This is a genomic window from Catellatospora sp. IY07-71 (genome assembly GCF_018326265.1).
Classification (GTDB): domain Bacteria; phylum Actinomycetota; class Actinomycetes; order Mycobacteriales; family Micromonosporaceae; genus Catellatospora.
The window spans coordinates 7,766,266-7,780,193 of record NZ_AP023360.1 but is presented as its reverse complement, the minus strand read 5'-3'; the positions used below and the strand labels follow the sequence as shown (position 1 = coordinate 7,780,193).

Sequence of the window (13,928 nt, the reverse complement as noted above, 5' to 3'; positions counted from 1 at the left end):
CAAGAAGGACACCTTCTACTACGGAAACCGTGCTGAGCTGCTGCTCAGCTCGCTGACGCGAGCTGACGAAGGTGCCCTTCCTTTCGGTCACTCGGGTTTGGTCTGGCGGCTCATGAGGGTGACGAGGGCTGTCTTCGGGTCGACGCCCTCGTGGCAGATGCGCTCGACCTGCTCGGTGATCGGCATCTCCACGCCGTGCGCGTGGGCCAGGTCGCGGATGGCGAGGCAGCTCTTGACGCCCTCGGCCGTGTAGCGGGTGGCGGCCTGCGCCTGCTCCAGGGTCAGGCCCCGGCCCAGGTGCTCGCCGAACGTGCGGTTGCGGGTCAGCGGCGAGCAGCAGGTGGCGACGAGGTCGCCGAGGCCGGACAGGCCCGCGAAGGTGAGCGGGTCGGCACCCAGCGCCACGCCCAGCCGGGTGGTCTCGGCCAGCCCGCGCGTGATCAGGGTGGCCTTGATGTTCTCGCCGAGGTCCATCGCGGTGGCGATGCCGTACGCCAGCGCGATCACGTTCTTGACCGCCCCGCCCAGCTCGCAGCCGATCACGTCGTCATTGGTGTACGGCCGGAAGTAGGGGGTGGTGACCGCCTGCTGCACCGCCGCGGCACGGGCCGGATCGGTGCACGCCACCACGGCCGCGGCGGGCTGGCGGTGAGCCAGCTCGGGGGCGATGTTGGGGCCGGTGACCACGGCGACGCGGCCCGGGTCGACGCCCGCCGACTCCGCGATGACCTCGCTCATCCGCTTCGTGGTGCCCAGCTCGATGCCCTTCATCAGGGACACCAGCGTGGCGTCGGGCGGGATCGCGGCGGCCCAGGCGGTGAGGTTCTCGCGCAGCGTCTGCGAGGTCACCGCGAGCACCACCAGCTCGGCTCCGGCCAGCGCCTGCGCCGGATCGGCGGTGGCGGTGACGTTGCGCGGCAGGGCGACCTCGGGGAAGTAGTCCGGGTTGCGCCCGGTGGTGCGGATCGCGTCGGCGATCTCCGCCCGCCGCGCCCACATGGTGACCTCGCCACCCGCCTCGGCCAGGATCTTCGCGAAGACGCTGCCCCAGGAGCCCGCACCCATCACCGCGGTCCGCACGCCAGGCCGCCCTTCCGGCCACGGCTGCCGCCGGGCCCGGTCCACCGGCCGGGGCGCTCCCGGCACGCCCCGGAATCATGCCACGCACCGCGGCCCGCGCCGGCCGGCAGCGGCGCTCAGGCCGGGTGCGGATCGGGCGGGATGCGGCCCTCGCGCAACGCGTGCCGCACCCGCAGCTCCATCTCGTGCAGCGCCTCGATGGCGCGCAGCTGCCCGGCGATCTCCGGGTCCGCGGTGGCCGGGCCCAGCCCGATCAGGCCGCACACCGGGCACTCGACCCGGGCGGCGGCCGCGGGGCAGGGCGTGACGGTGCGGCAGGCGACGCAGGTGTGCGCGGCGTCGTCGGCGAGCACCTGCTCGGCGGTTATCCGGTCCAGGTAACCGCACTCGGCGCACTGCCAGGCCACCGGTAACGCCCAGTCGACGTCGCCGGTCTCGCTGAGCTCGTACTCCAGCCGCTCGGCAGGACCGACCAGGTCGCAGCCAGGACAGCGCACGTACGGTCGTGGTCTCATCGGTCCGCCCCCCGTGCTCGCCTACCGTGCGATGTGGACCATAAACCGATTCAGTCATCGGGCGGGCCAGCCGATCGGCCAGTCGTTGCGGGGCGAACAAACTAGGGCCCCCTCGATGTCCCAGCGCGCCGGGGCCCGCGTGGGCGACCTTGGTGAACAGCAGGCGAACAGCGGACGGCGAGCAGCCGACATCCGTTGCTACCCGCGGCGGCCAGGCTTAACGTCGGCAGCGTGCCGCCGGTAGCTGTCGACCACCTTGTGCCCGCCCGCGCCATGGGCCTTGCCGAATCGCTGCTCGCGGAGATGCCGCAGCGCTGGTCGCACTCGGCCGGGGTGGCCCGCCGCGCTGCCGAGCTGTCCGGCGCCGTCGCCCCCGCCGACCGGGACCTGCTGCTGTGCGCCGCGTGGCTGCACGACATCGGGTACGCCCCGGCCGCCCGGGACACCGGCTTCCACCCCCTGGACGGGGCGCGCTTCCTGCGCCGGCACGGCTGGCCGGAGCGGCTGTGCGCGCTGGTCGCCCACCACTCCGGGGCCTGCTTCCAGGCCGAGGCGCAGGGCGTGACCGGCATGGCCGAGTTCCCCGACGAGGACTCCGCGGTCACCGACGCCCTGGCCGCTGCCGACCAGACCACGGGGGTATGCGGCGAGCCGGCGTTCCTGGAGGACCGGCTGGCCGAGGCGCTGGGCCGGCACGGCGGGCTGTCGGTGTACGCCCTGGCCCACACCCGCCGCGCGCCGTACCTGCGCGCCGCCGCGCGCCGGGTGGGCCTGCGGCTGGCCGCCGCGCCCGCGCGCTGAGGCGGACACGCGCCGCTGCTCGCGCTTTCAGAGAAACCGCACGTACGAGACGACCGGATCGTGCCGTATCCCCGAACCTGCGGCGCTCGGCGACACGGCGTGGTGGTCACTGCCTGGCGGCGGGGGCGAGGGGCGTCGATACGGCGCGCAGCGTGGGCGAGTACGCCAGCAGCGCCACCCCCGCGCAGACCGCGGCGGTGCCCGCCCAGTCGCGGGCCGAGGGTGGGCGGCCGGTGCGCGCGTGCGCCACCGCCCGGGTGACCCGCTGCTGCAGGCCGCCGCCGCGAACAGGGCGGCGGCCAGCAGGCCCAGGAGGGTGCCGGTGATGGTCATGTCCCGCTCCGCCGGTCGCCGCGCCGCGGCCGCTCCGGCGGCGCGCGGGCATCATGACCCGGCGGCGCGTACGGTGATCGACTCCAGGGCCGCCGGGCGGTGAACGTCCGGGGTCGGGGCGCGCAGCGGCAGGAAGGCGAGCAGCGCCAGGGTGACCCAGACGTACAGGCTGCCGCCGAGCAGGCCGTCCGGGCCGGTGTGGTGGCGGCTCCACAGCCACACCACGCTGCTGCACAGCACCACATGGGCGGCGGCCGCCGCCCACAGCAGCCGGCGGCGCCGGTCCGGCACGGGCTCCCGCAGGCCGGCCGCGTAGAGCAGGATCAGCCCCGGGACCGCCCACACCAGATGGTGCACCCAGGTGACCGGGCTGATCAGGCAGGCGGCCAGCCCGGTCAGGGCGAAGCCGCCCCACACGTCGCCCGCCCGCGCGGCCCGGCGCACCCGCGCCGCCCACAGCGCCAGCGTCGCCGCGACCAGCACCAGCCACGGCCCGGTCCGGGGCACGGCCTCCGGCAGGCGCGCGATGACGCCGCGCAGCGACTGGTTCGACACGTACGCCAGGTCGCCGATGCGGTGGGTGTCGCCCAGCACCTCGGTCCAGAACGTCCACGACGGACCGGGCGCGATCAGCACCGCCAGCAGCGTCGCCGCTGCCGCGGTGGCGGTGGCGATCGCGGCGGCGCGCCGCCGCCCGGACAGCAGCAGGTACCCGATGAAGATCGCCGGGGTCAGCTTGATCGCCGCGGCCAGCCCGATGCCGATCCCGGCCCACCGGTCCCGGCCGGTGGTCAGCAGCCACGCGTCGAGCAGCACCAGCGCGAGCAGCAGCAGGTTGACCTGGCCGAAGCTGACCGTGTCGCGGACCGGTTGCAGCGCGCCGAGCAGGCAGGCGGCGACGCCGACGGTGAACAGCCGGGGCCAGGCGTGCTCGCGGGCGATCGGGTCGACCAGCCAGTACAGGATCGCGGCGCAGGCCAGCGCGGTCAGCGCGAGGTGCACGACGATCGTGGGGTGCCAGGCCAGCAGGCTCATCGGCAGCATCACCACCGCCGCGAAGGGCGGATACGTGAAGCCGTAGTGGGTGTCCAGCCGGGTGTAGCCGTAGATGTCGCCGCCCGCGTGCACCCAGTCGTTGACCGTGCCGTGGTAGACGCCGACGTCGAACCACCCGCGGTGCCCGGGGATCAGCGCGATTAACAGGCCCACGACGGTGGCCAGCGCGAGGACGAGCAGCAGCCGGGCGCGGGGGGTGGTCACCATGCGACGGGCTCCGTTTCCGGTTCGGGTCGGGCCACCACGGGCAGTCCGGCGGTGAGCGTGAACAGTATGGGCACGGCGAGCAGCACCCCGCTGACCGCCGCCGCGAGCTGCTCGGCCGACGGGCTGAAACCGCTCGGGAACACCGCCGCCAGCAGCACGCAGGCGACGGCGGCTCCGCGGCGGACCCGGCCGTCGGGCGCCGCCGCGGCGATCGGGACCAGGCCCCAGAGGAGGTACCACGGGCGCAGGGCGGGGCCGAGCAGGGCCAGCGCGCTCAGGCTCAGGCCCAGGGCGTAGACCGGGCCGAGCCGGTCCCGGCGCCGCCAGGCGAGCAGCGTCGCGGCGGCCGCGGTGGCCAGCCCGAGCCAGCGCCAGGCCCGGCCGCCGGAGCCACCACGGGCACCCCGCTGGCCTGGGCCTCCTGCACGGTCTGGCAGAACGTCTCATGCGGTCCGGTGTGGACGAACACGTCCAGGCTGGCGTACAGCCGGGCCAGCTCGGCACCGCGCCGGGTGCCCAGGAACGCGGCCTGCGGCACGGCGCGGCGCACCAGCTCGCGGGTCGGGCCGTCGCCGACCACCACGACCCGCACCCCGGGCAGGCGCGCGGCCTCAGCGAGCAGCTCCACCCGCTTCTCCCGGGCCAGCCGGCCGACGTACCCGACGAGCAGCTCGCCGCCGGGGGCCAGCTCGGCGCGCAGTGCCTCGTCGCGGTGCGACGGGTGGAACAGCTCGGTGTCGACGCCCCGGCCCCACCGGCCCACCCGCGGCACCCCGGCCGCGACCAGCTGCGCGGCCGTCACCGAGGACGGGGCCAGGGTGAGCGCGGCCCGGCCGTGCACCCGCCGGATCCAGCGCCAGGCCAGCGCCTCCACGTCGGGCTGGAACGCGGCCAGCGCGGCGCGCAGGCGCCGGGCCGGCCGGGCCAGCCGCACGTTGCCGTAACCGGGCAGCGGCAGGGAACCCAGCCGCAGCACCGGGTACGGCTTCGCGCTGACCGCCCGGGTCGCGCGCGGCCGCGGCGCCACGACCATCGGCTCGTGCCCGCGGGCGGCGAGGTGGTCGGCGACGCGCGCGACGGAGTTCGCCACGCCGTTCACGTCCGGGGAGAACGACTCCGTGATGATCGCCACGCGCATGGCCGCCACGCTAGGAAGGCCACCGGGATGCGGGGCCAAGAGCCGGAGTCGGCCAGGCGAAGAAATCCCCAACTGTTCACGGATGGCGCCGGTACTGCGCGGCCGAGCCCTTCGTCGCCGGGTCCTCGTACGCCCCGGCCCGGCCGCGGTCGACGTGCCAGCTGGTCAGCGTGCTCACCGCCGCGTTCGGGTCGGCCCGGTCGGCGACCACCCGCAGCCGGGTGGTCCACCGCTGCGGGGTGACCTCGTAGAGGTCGTAGCCGTAGCGGTTGCCCTCGAAGTACTGCAGGTGCGGGTTGGCCTGCCCGAGCCGCGGCCCGTTGGCCGCGTTCCAGCTCGCCGAGTACGCCCCCGAGGTGGTCGAGTGCGCCACGAACTCGGTGCCGATGACGGGCGCGGCCAGGTTGTCGAAGTCCGGCCGCACATCCTGCACGAACGCGCTGTGCCAGTCGCCGGTGATGATGACGAAGTCGGCGATGCCCTGCTGCTGCGCGTAGGTGAGCAACTCGGTGCGCTCGGCCCGGAAGCCGTCCCACTGGTCGGTGAACATGAAGCCGCCGTCCGGGTTGCGCTGCTGGCTCAAGAAGATCGAGTTCACCCAGCAGTGCCAGCCGCCCGAGCGCTGGCTGATCCGGTCCTTGACCCACTGCTGCTGCGTCGTGCCGAGGATGGTGCCGCCGGTGAGGTTCTGCTCCGAGCGGTGCTGGCGCAGGTCCAGGATGACCAGCTCCAGCAGGTCGCCCCAGCGCCGGTGGCGGTAGATGCGCGGGTCGGGCAGGGCCGTGTCGGAGCCCTCCAGCCGCAGCGGCAGGTGCTCGTACCAGCCCTGGTACGCCGCTGAGCGGCGGGCCACGAAGGTCGCCGCGCCGCGCGAGCCGGAGTAGTCGTTGACGACCTCGTGATCGTCCCAGGTCAGGTAGAACGGGTGCGCGGCGTGCAGGTCGCGCAGCAGCGGGTCGCCCTTGTAGAGCGCGTGCAGCCGCCGGTAGTCGGCCAGCGTGTACGCCGTGCCCAGCTCCGAGCCCTCGTACACGTAGTCGCCTAGGTGGACCACGAAGTCGAGGTTGGCGTCGGCGGCGAGGTCGCGCATGCCCGGATACTCGCCGGACTGGTAGTGCTGGCAGTTCAGCGACGCGAAGCGGACCAGGCTCACCGGGCCGGTCGGCGCGGTCTTCGTCCGCCCCACCCGGCTGTACCGGCCCAGCGCGCGAAACCGGTAGTGGTAGCGCCGTCCGGGCGTCAGCCCGTCGACGACAACGTGCACGCTGTGCCCCAGCAGCACCGACGCGGCCACCGAACCAGACGCGACCACCTGGGTCATCGCCGCGTCGGTGGCCACGCTCCAGTCCACCTGCACGATGTCCGGCAGCGGCTGCGCGACCGCGAGCGGATCCGGCGCGAGCCGGGTCCACAGCACGACGCTGGTCGGCAGCGGATCGCCCGAGCCGACGCCCAGGGTGAACGGGGCCGGGTCCCAGCTCGCCCCGAGCGCCGCCGCCGCGGCGTACGCGGCGTCCGGGCCGAGTCCACGGGTCAGCGGCCAGGCCGCGGCGAGCGCGCCGGCACCGGCGGCGGCCTGGAGCAGGGCGCGGCGGCGTACGGCCATCAGGCACCTCCGGGGGTGACGGTGAGGGACAGGGAGTCGGCGTAGCCGTCGTTGGAGGTGCCGCCGGACCGCACGAACAGCAGTTCGGCGTGGGCGGTGCGGCTGCCCACGGGCACGGTGCCGGTCGCGCTGCGCGACAGCAACCCGGTGGTGTTGCCGCGCTGCGCGGCGGTCACCGGGCCGAGCACCACCGTGGCCAGCGTCTGCCCGGCCGCGTTGCGGAACGCCACGGACAGCTGGGCGGTGTCGTTCTGGTCGGCGTACCCACCCAGCCAGGCCGCCACGTCGTAGCGGGCCGTGCCGGTGTCGATCGCGGCCGGGTCCGGCAGCGTCACGCTCTGCCCGAGCCGGCTGCGCGCCGCCGTGCCGCCGCCGAGGAAGTTCGCCCCCCGGTCGGCCGGTCCCGGGCTGGCCGAGTTCGGATAACCGCTGGTCCCGTACGCGATGACGGCCGCACCGCCCTCCAGCTGGGTCCAGCCGGGAATGCTCGCCGTCGGGCCGCCGGTGCCGCCCGGCCCCGCGTCGCCGCCCGGGTTGGCGAGCAGGTTCGTCCCCACCGTGGACAGGGTCAGCCACAGGCTGTCCGCATAGCCGTCGTTGGAGGTGCCGCCGTCGCGGGTGAACAGCAGCAGCACCCGTGCGGTCCGGCTGCCCGGCGGCACGGTGCCGGTCTGGGCACGGCGCAGCAGGCCGGTGGTGCTCCCGCGCTCGGTCGCGGTGACCGGGCCGAGCACCACCACGCCCAGCGGCCGGGCGGCCGCGTCGAGGAACTCCACGGACAGGCGCGCACCGTCGTCCTGGCCCGCGTATCCGCCCAGCCAGCCGCCCACGTCGAACCGGGCCGTGCCCGCGTCGATCTGCGCCGTCAGCGGCAGCGTGATCTGCTGCGTCAGCCGCGTGCGCGCCGCCGTGCCGCCGCCGAGGAAGTTCGCCCCCCGGTCGCTCGGTCCGGGGCTGGCCGAGGTCGGATAACCGCTCGCGCCGTACGCGACGACGGCCGCCGCGCCCTCGATCGCCGTCCAGCCGGGGATGGCGGGCGTCGGCTGCCCGGTGCCGCCGCTGCCGGCGTCGCCGCCCGGGTTGACGATCAGGTTCGCTGTCTGCATATCGCCTCCTGCGGATCGCAGAGCAGCGTGCGGGCGCTCGCTGTCGCGGCGGCGACGCGCGTATGGCGGGCGCGTGAAGCCGGGACGGCCACTGCTCGGCGGCCCGCGTATCGGGTCGGCTACGCGGTGGTGCGCCGTCGGCAGCCTACGCCCACAGATATACAGTAGTCGATACTTCGTCCGATGTGGACGGTTTATCGGCTAAGTATCAGCTGTTCAGAAGCGTCGGAGACACCGCGCCGCCTCAGCGCGGCACATCGCCCGCCAGCACCCGGCCGGCTGCGGCCTCGAACAGCTCGGTCACGGGGCGGGCGACCAGTGTCCAGCGATATGGCGGCTGCTCGTCCCCGGCGAACCCGTAAAGCGGCGACTTCCACGCCTCGAACTGCGGGACGAAGCGGCGCACCAGCCACGGGCCCGGCAGAGCCAGCTCGCGGCCTTCGGCGTCCTCCGGCGGGTCCACGGCGAGCCCGGCCGCGCGCAGCGCCGCCCCGGCCCGGTCCAGCCGGCCGGGCTCCCAGCCCGTCCAGCGGCGCAGCAGCTCGCCGGTCGGGTCCGGCAGGGCGAGCAGTTGCAGGTAGAGCGCGGCGGCGTCGGCGTGCAGGCCGAAGCGCTGCGCCAGCCGGGACACCAGGTGCGGCACGCTGAGCAGCGTGTCCTGGACGTATGCGCCGTCCGGCAGCCCGTCGTCGTCCCGCAGCAGGGTCATCCGCTCGAACGCAGGGTCGAGCATCATGCGCAACGAGATCGGGCTGTGGTCGGGTATCGCGTCGAGCGCGGGGTGGTCGTACGCCGTCACGAACGCCGGGCACAGGTGGTGGTACGTGCCGCCCGGCCCGAGGCTGATGCCCGGGACCAGCGCCGGAGCGAGGTGCGCGACGGTGGCCGGGTCCACCACCAGGACCGAGCCGAGCAGCAGCCGCGGGTTGGCCAGCCGTTGCCGGACGAGCCGGTGGACCTCGGGCAGCCGGGTCCGGATCGGATGGCCGACGGGCAGGTGGTACGCCAGCCAGGCCAGCCCGGTGGCAGCGCTGGGCAGCTGCCGGTCGCTGAACGGTTGCGTGCCCTCGGCCGCGGCGGTCTCGATCCAGCCGCCGTGCCCGACGCTGACGCCGTCGGTGTGCAGCCAGTCGCCGGGCGCGGGCGCGGCGAACGTGCGCAGGATGTCGGTGGGGAAGCCCATGGCCGCGCCGAGCTCGGCCAGCAGCCGCTCGTCCACCGGCGTACGCCGCCCCTGCAGCCGGCACCACGCCTCGGCGAGCGCGTCCACGTCGGGGCCGTGCGCCCACAGGTCCGCCGGGTCCTCGGGCACGGCGGCGTCCAGCAGCACGACGCGCTGGGCATGCGGCACGGTGAGCAGCTCCATCCGGCCCACGACCGCCTCACGCCGGGTGAGGCCCAGGATGCTGAGCTGGTCGTCGTCGATGAAGTCGGCCTCGTCCCAGTCGCGTACGGGCAGTCCGGCCAGCAGCAGGCTGCTCTCGGCACGGGTCAGCCCGGTCAGCGCGGTCAGCCTCGCGACGGCCTCGCCGCGCCACGGCACCGGTCCGCGCTGCTCGACCAGCCCGGCGAGACGGCGGGCCGCATTGGCGCGCGCCTCGATCCGGTCGTCGTCGAGCCGTGTCCGGGCCGGCACCACGGGCTCGCGCTTCAGCAGCGCCACGAGCGCCTCCCGGTGGTGGGCGCGGGTCGCCGGCGAGGCGGCGATCAGCATCACGGCGTCCAGCCCCGCCGGTGCGGCCACGAACTCGCCGCGCAGCCAGGCGAGCGGTCCCCAGGTGGTGGCGGCCCGCCGGCCGTTGCGCGGCAGCGACTGGTCGAGCAAGGCCTTGAGGGCGTCCACGACGGCGAACAGGTCGACTCCGGCTGCCATCGGCAGATCATTCCACGGCGTACGCGGGCCGCCGCATCGCGCACCCCGGGCCGCCGGACGCACGACCCGCGAGTACCGCAGCCGTTCACCGGGTCCACACCCGCGTCAGCCGCGCTGGTGGGACTGCTGCTGTTCGGCCTGGCGGCGCGAAGCACGTGTAGCACGTGCTCAACGCGGTGGTGCTGTTCCTGGCGGGCTACACGGTGCTGCGCCGCTGGCAGCGTACGCCCGCCTGAAACGCCGCGACGGAGGCTCCCGGAACGGAAGCCTCCGTCGCCGGACCCGGCTCAGAAGCCGCGGAAGACGTCGCGCAGCAGGTCCAGATCGGCCGCGCCGGAGGTCTCCACGGAGGACGGGGTGTGCGCCGGTGACAGGCGGCCCACGAGCAGGCGCAGCCACGCCTCGGCGGGCAGCCGCAGCACGCCGTCGGGCTCGGCGGGCGGGTCGGTCAGCTCGACCTTTTCCGGCGACAGGCGCAGCCCGTAGACCGCGTCCGGGTCGGTGGTCTCGATGCGCAGCACGGCCGTGCGGCCGCCGAGCCGGTCGGTCTTGGCGATCCAGCCGAGCATGCCGGGGGTGATGGTGTTCAGCAGCGGCACCGCCTCGGGAGCGAGGGTCGCCGCCGGGTCGGCCCCGGCCCGCACGTCCCAGGAATGGAACGCGTACTCGCTCAGCCGGAATCCGGCCGCCGTGGCCACGTCGACGGGCGCCGGGAGGAAGCCCATGTCGATGCGCAGCTCCCGCCGCGTCTGCGCGTCGAACGACTCGTAGCGCTCCAGCAGCTTGTCGTTGGCGGCCGCGAAGCCCTCGGCGCGGTCGGCCGGAGCCATCGCGTTCCAGCGCGCCCATACCCCCTGGTTGAAGTCGGAGCCGGCGTTGGGCTTGCCCTCCAGCGACAGGTCCAGCGCGGCCAGGTGGATCTCGGCGCCGCTGCCCAGGTGGCTCAGCACCTGCGACACGTCCCAGTCCGCCGCGCCCGACGGGGCGGTCAGCTCCTTCTCGCCGTAGCCGCGCACGGCGGCGGCGAGTTCGTCGTGACCGGACCGCAGCGCGGCGATCACGGCGTCAGCGGAGTCGCTCATGAACTGTTCTCCTCATGTACTCGGTCGTCGCCGGAGATCAACCCGGCCCGCCGTCCGGACATTCCGGATGCCGCGGCGGTCCCGGCCCACCGTGCCCGCCCGGCGGCCTACGATCGCCGCATGCGAGCCGAACTGCAGTGTGTCGTGCTGGACTGCCCCGAGCCGAAGGGACTCGCCGAGTTCTACCGGCGGCTGCTCGGCGGCGAGGTGGACCGGCCGGACCGGCGCTGGTCGCTGGACGCGGACTGGTCGACGCTGCACACGCCGTCCGGTCTGGTGCTCGCGTTCCAGCGGGTCCCGGACCACCGCGCGCCGCGCTGGCCGGACCCCGCGCACCCGCAGCAGTTCCACCTCGATTTCGGCGTACCCGATCTGGACGCCGCGGAAACGGAGGTGCTCGCCGCCGGCGCGACCCTCCTCGACGCCGCCTCCCACGGCTGGCGCGTCTACGCCGACCCCGCCGGCCACCCCTTCTGCCTGGTCCGCCACTGAGCGCCGGGCCGCGCCGTGCCTTGATCATCTGACTTGCCTGGCAGATGGGCGAATCTTGGCCGCGCTTTCGCCCACTTGCCAGGCAAGTCGAGTGATCTAGGGGCGGGTGACCGCCGCGGCGAGGTCGCGCAGGAGGTCGGCGAGGCGGCGGGCGTCGGCGGGGGAGAGGTGGCTGAGCGCCTCGCGCTGGACCTGGAGGCCGACGGCGACGGCCCGGTCGATCAGCTCCCGTCCGGCGGGAGTCAGCTGGGCGCGCAGCGAGCGGCGGTCGGCCGGGTCCGGGGTGCGCGCGATCAGCCCGGCCCGTTCCAGCTTGTCCAGCCGGCCCGTCATGCCGCCGGTGGTCAGCATCAGCGTGTCCGACAGCTGCTTGGGCGAGAGGTTGTACGGCTCCCCGGAGCGCCGCAGCGTGGCGAGCACGTCGAACTCGCCGCGCCCGATCCCGAGCCGCTGGTAGGCGGCCTCCATGCGGTCGCCCATGGCGGCGGCGACGCGGTAGACGCGGCCGAACACCTCCATCGGCAGCAGGTCGTCGAGGTCGGGTCGCTGCTCGCGCCACTGTTCGATGATCGCGTCCACGCCGTCGTTGGCCATGGCGGGATGATACCTTGACGGAAACTAGCTTAGTGCTAAGTTATCAGTAAGCTAGTTTTCGGCGAGGGGAGTGGACTGTGACGTACACGTCCGAGTTCGGTGAGGTCAGCGCGGAGCTGCACCGGTCCGGCGAGGTGGAGCAGGCGGTGATGAGCTCCGGCTCGGTCGGTCGCTTCCTCGCCCCGGGCAGCGCCACGCGGGGCCGGTTCGGGCTCTACGAATGGCGCATGCCCGCCCGTGCGGGCGGCGCGTCGGCGCATTTCCACCGCACCTTCTCCGAGTCGTTCTACGTCGTGTCCGGCACCGTGCGCCTCTACGACGGCGCGCGCTGGATCGACGGGCGGCCCGGGGACTTCCTGCACGTGCCCGAGGGCGGCGTGCACGGCTTCGGCAACGAGAGCGACGCCGAGGCCTCGATGCTCATCCTGTTCGCGCCCGGCATCCCGCGCGAGACCTACTTCCGCGAGCTGGCCGAGATCTCCGCCACCGGACGGCAGCTGTCCGAGGAGGAGTGGACCGACCTGTTCGCCCGCCATGACCAGTACCGTGCCTGAAGGAGGCCCTGTGCCGACGTACGCCGACATGTGGTTCGACCCGAAGTGCCCCTGGGCCTGGAACACCTCCCGCTGGCTGCTGGAGGTGGAGCAGGTGCGCGACGTGCGGGTCCGCTTCCACGTGATGAGCCTGTGGCTGCTCAACCGCGACCGCGAGGTCGACGCCTGGTATCGCGGCTGGCTGGCCGACACCCTCGGCCCGGTCCGGGTGGTCACCGCGGTGCGGCAGAAGTTCGGCGACGAGGTGGTACGCGACTTCTACACCGCCCTCGGCGACCGTATCCACGGGACGAAGACCCCGATCGGCCCCGGCCTGTACACCGCCGCCCTGGCCGCCCTCGGCCTGCCCACGGAGCTGGCGGGCGCCGCCGACGGCACCGACCACGACGAGGCGCTGCGCGAGAGCCACGAGGCGGGCCTGCGCCCCGTCGGCGAGGACCTCGGCACCCCCGCCATCCACGTCCCCGGCCCGGACGGCACCGTCAACGCCTTCTTCGGCCCCGTCGTCACCCCCGTGCCCCGCGGCGAGGCGGCCGGCCGCCTCTGGGACGGCGTCCTCGCGGTCGCCGGCACCCCGGGCTTCTACGAGCTCAAGCGCGGCAACCGCCCCCGCCCCCGGGTCGACTGAAGGAAGGGCACCTTCTACCACGGAAACCGTCGAGAAGGTGCCCTTCCTTTCTCAGTAGTCCTCGTCGTCGTCGAAGGGCTCGTAGTCGGGGGTGCGGCTCAGGTCGATGGTGTCGTCGGCGGAGGCGACGAAGTCCTCCAGCTCCTCGTCGTCGAGGAACGACGGGTCACCGGTTCCGGCGTGCTGCGGTTCGCTCACGGTACGGCCCTGCACTTTCACGTCAGTGAACAGTGATGACGGTTCGATTAGAGACCCGTACGGCCGCCGGGGTGCGATGACACACCGGCGGCCGGAGCGGGCAGTGATCAGCCGGCCGGGGCGGAGACCTCGCGGTCGACGGTGTTCAGCTCCCCGATGTGGGCCAGGATCACGTCGTCGGCGTCGCGCGCCAGGTTCTTGACCCGCTCGTCGTAGCCGTAGTTCAGCTCCAGGTTGATGCCTTCGTAGAGCTCGCCCTGCTGCTCGATCTGCTCGGTGATCCACATCTGGTCGAACGCGTCCCCGGCCGGCGCGGCCGCCAGCGCCTTCAGCTCGTCCTGCTCCGGGCCGTCGAGCTGGTCGGTCAGGGGCACCTTGAGCTGTTGCGCCAGCGCCCTCAGCTCGGCGTCGAGGCGGGTGTGGTCATCGACGAAGGTCTGGCCGAGGCGGCGTACGTCCTCGTTGGCGCCGCGCTGCGCAGCCAGCTTGCCCGCCGCGATCGCGTAGAGATTGCCCTGATGGGTGGCGATCAGGTACGACACGTCCCGCGGGGACGGGGCCGCCGCGGCGGGCGCGGCCCAGGCCAGGGCCAGCAGCGCCGCCAGCGCCCCCGCCAGTGCGTGCAGTGCGCCCAGGTTCCGGTGCTTGTCCGCCATCGTGCGCCT

Annotated in this window: 17 protein-coding genes; 4 read left to right on the top strand and 13 right to left on the bottom strand. The window is 74.1% G+C overall.

The window, feature by feature from the left end; all coding sequences use genetic code 11:
* Positions 1–87: 87 nt before the first annotated feature.
* Together CS0771_RS34825 and CS0771_RS34820 are read right to left on the bottom strand one after the other, a co-directional pair.
* Positions 88–1,065, bottom strand: coding sequence for an NAD(P)H-dependent glycerol-3-phosphate dehydrogenase (locus CS0771_RS34825; protein WP_212846207.1), 978 nt, complete (start codon positions 1,063–1,065; stop codon positions 88–90).
* A 131-nt stretch (positions 1,066–1,196) separates the two neighbouring features.
* Positions 1,197–1,595, bottom strand: coding sequence for a hypothetical protein (locus CS0771_RS34820; protein WP_212844955.1), 399 nt, complete (start codon positions 1,593–1,595; stop codon positions 1,197–1,199).
* A gap of 231 nt (positions 1,596–1,826) precedes the next feature.
* Here CS0771_RS34820 and CS0771_RS34815 point away from each other — a divergent pair, with 231 nt between their 5' ends.
* Entirely contained in the window at positions 1,827–2,396 is a 570-nt protein-coding gene (locus CS0771_RS34815) for an HD domain-containing protein (protein WP_212844954.1), read from the top strand.
* A gap of 106 nt (positions 2,397–2,502) precedes the next feature.
* On the opposite strand, the gene CS0771_RS34810 is transcribed toward CS0771_RS34815, so the two are convergent.
* The 8 genes from CS0771_RS34810 to CS0771_RS34775 all read right to left on the bottom strand — a co-directional run bounded on the left by CS0771_RS34810 (position 2,503) and on the right by CS0771_RS34775 (position 10,797).
* Positions 2,503–2,646 (bottom strand): hypothetical protein, encoded by a 144-nt coding sequence (locus CS0771_RS34810; RefSeq protein ID WP_212844953.1) that lies wholly within the window; start codon positions 2,644–2,646, stop codon positions 2,503–2,505.
* 134 nt (positions 2,647–2,780) lie between these two features.
* Positions 2,781–3,992 carry a glycosyltransferase 87 family protein gene (locus CS0771_RS34805; RefSeq protein WP_212844952.1) on the bottom strand — a complete coding sequence of 404 codons (1,212 nt, stop codon included), beginning with the start codon at positions 3,990–3,992 and terminating at the stop codon, positions 2,781–2,783.
* Positions 3,986–4,150, bottom strand: a complete 165-nt coding sequence (locus CS0771_RS34800; protein ID WP_212844951.1) for a hypothetical protein — start codon at positions 4,148–4,150, stop codon at positions 3,986–3,988. Before CS0771_RS34800 ends, CS0771_RS34805 begins: the two co-directional genes overlap by 7 nt.
* A gap of 122 nt (positions 4,151–4,272) precedes the next feature.
* The gene (locus CS0771_RS34795; protein ID WP_212844950.1) at positions 4,273–5,130 is read right to left on the bottom strand and encodes a glycosyltransferase; all 858 of its coding nucleotides are present in this window, start codon (positions 5,128–5,130) and stop codon (positions 4,273–4,275) included.
* 76 nt (positions 5,131–5,206) lie between these two features.
* Complete coding sequence (locus CS0771_RS34790; RefSeq protein WP_212844949.1) at positions 5,207–6,736, bottom strand: alkaline phosphatase; 1,530 nt, start codon at positions 6,734–6,736, stop codon at positions 5,207–5,209.
* Positions 6,736–7,842 (bottom strand): hypothetical protein, encoded by a 1,107-nt coding sequence (locus tag CS0771_RS34785; protein ID WP_212844948.1) that lies wholly within the window; start codon positions 7,840–7,842, stop codon positions 6,736–6,738. The genes CS0771_RS34790 and CS0771_RS34785 overlap by 1 nt, the downstream gene beginning before the upstream one ends.
* A 244-nt stretch (positions 7,843–8,086) precedes the next feature.
* Positions 8,087–9,715, bottom strand: coding sequence for a hypothetical protein (locus tag CS0771_RS34780; RefSeq protein ID WP_212844947.1), 1,629 nt, complete (start codon positions 9,713–9,715; stop codon positions 8,087–8,089).
* A 287-nt stretch (positions 9,716–10,002) separates the two neighbouring features.
* Positions 10,003–10,797, bottom strand: coding sequence for a maleylpyruvate isomerase family mycothiol-dependent enzyme (locus tag CS0771_RS34775; RefSeq protein WP_212844946.1), 795 nt, complete (start codon positions 10,795–10,797; stop codon positions 10,003–10,005).
* Between the two features lie 120 nt (positions 10,798–10,917).
* On the opposite strand from CS0771_RS34775, the gene CS0771_RS34770 reads away from it, so the two are divergent.
* Positions 10,918–11,289 carry a VOC family protein gene (locus CS0771_RS34770; protein WP_212844945.1) on the top strand — a complete coding sequence of 124 codons (372 nt, stop codon included), beginning with the start codon at positions 10,918–10,920 and terminating at the stop codon, positions 11,287–11,289.
* 96 nt (positions 11,290–11,385) lie between these two features.
* Here the strand turns inward: CS0771_RS34770 and CS0771_RS34765 are convergent, their stop codons facing one another.
* On the bottom strand, positions 11,386–11,883 hold the full coding sequence (locus CS0771_RS34765) for a MarR family winged helix-turn-helix transcriptional regulator (protein ID WP_212844944.1): 498 nt from the start codon (positions 11,881–11,883) through the stop codon (positions 11,386–11,388).
* Positions 11,884–11,960: 77 nt separating this feature from the next.
* Here CS0771_RS34765 and CS0771_RS34760 point away from each other — a divergent pair, with 77 nt between their 5' ends.
* Entirely contained in the window at positions 11,961–12,437 is a 477-nt protein-coding gene (locus tag CS0771_RS34760; RefSeq protein WP_212844943.1) for a cupin domain-containing protein, read from the top strand.
* Between the two features lie 28 nt (positions 12,438–12,465).
* Positions 12,466–13,065: a DsbA family protein gene (locus CS0771_RS34755; protein WP_244871438.1), complete on the top strand. Its 600-nt coding sequence runs from the start codon at positions 12,466–12,468 to the stop codon at positions 13,063–13,065.
* Positions 13,066–13,116: 51 nt separating this feature from the next.
* Here CS0771_RS34755 and CS0771_RS34750 read toward each other — a convergent pair whose 3' ends face one another.
* Positions 13,117–13,263 (bottom strand): hypothetical protein, encoded by a 147-nt coding sequence (locus CS0771_RS34750; RefSeq protein WP_203746458.1) that lies wholly within the window; start codon positions 13,261–13,263, stop codon positions 13,117–13,119.
* Positions 13,264–13,370: 107 nt separating this feature from the next.
* Entirely contained in the window at positions 13,371–13,919 is a 549-nt protein-coding gene (locus CS0771_RS34745) for a DUF4142 domain-containing protein (RefSeq protein ID WP_212844941.1), read from the bottom strand.
* Between the last annotated feature and the right edge of the window lie 9 nt (positions 13,920–13,928).

Coding starts and splice junctions, on each gene's coding strand:
- CS0771_RS34825 (WP_212846207.1), bottom strand. CDS start 1,065: ATGGGTGCGGGCTCCTGGGGCAGCGTCTTCGCGAAGATCCTGGCCGAG.
- CS0771_RS34820 (WP_212844955.1), bottom strand. CDS start 1,595: ATGAGACCACGACCGTACGTGCGCTGTCCTGGCTGCGACCTGGTCGGT.
- CS0771_RS34805 (WP_212844952.1), bottom strand. CDS start 3,992: ATGGTGACCACCCCCCGCGCCCGGCTGCTGCTCGTCCTCGCGCTGGCC.
- CS0771_RS34795 (WP_212844950.1), bottom strand. CDS start 5,130: ATGCGCGTGGCGATCATCACGGAGTCGTTCTCCCCGGACGTGAACGGC.
- CS0771_RS34790 (WP_212844949.1), bottom strand. CDS start 6,736: ATGGCCGTACGCCGCCGCGCCCTGCTCCAGGCCGCCGCCGGTGCCGGC.
- CS0771_RS34785 (WP_212844948.1), bottom strand. CDS start 7,842: ATGCAGACAGCGAACCTGATCGTCAACCCGGGCGGCGACGCCGGCAGC.
- CS0771_RS34780 (WP_212844947.1), bottom strand. CDS start 9,715: ATGGCAGCCGGAGTCGACCTGTTCGCCGTCGTGGACGCCCTCAAGGCC.
- CS0771_RS34775 (WP_212844946.1), bottom strand. CDS start 10,797: ATGAGCGACTCCGCTGACGCCGTGATCGCCGCGCTGCGGTCCGGTCAC.
- CS0771_RS34770 (WP_212844945.1), top strand. CDS start 10,918: ATGCGAGCCGAACTGCAGTGTGTCGTGCTGGACTGCCCCGAGCCGAAG.
- CS0771_RS34765 (WP_212844944.1), bottom strand. CDS start 11,883: ATGGCCAACGACGGCGTGGACGCGATCATCGAACAGTGGCGCGAGCAG.
- CS0771_RS34755 (WP_244871438.1), top strand. CDS start 12,466: ATGTGGTTCGACCCGAAGTGCCCCTGGGCCTGGAACACCTCCCGCTGG.
- CS0771_RS34745 (WP_212844941.1), bottom strand. CDS start 13,919: ATGGCGGACAAGCACCGGAACCTGGGCGCACTGCACGCACTGGCGGGG.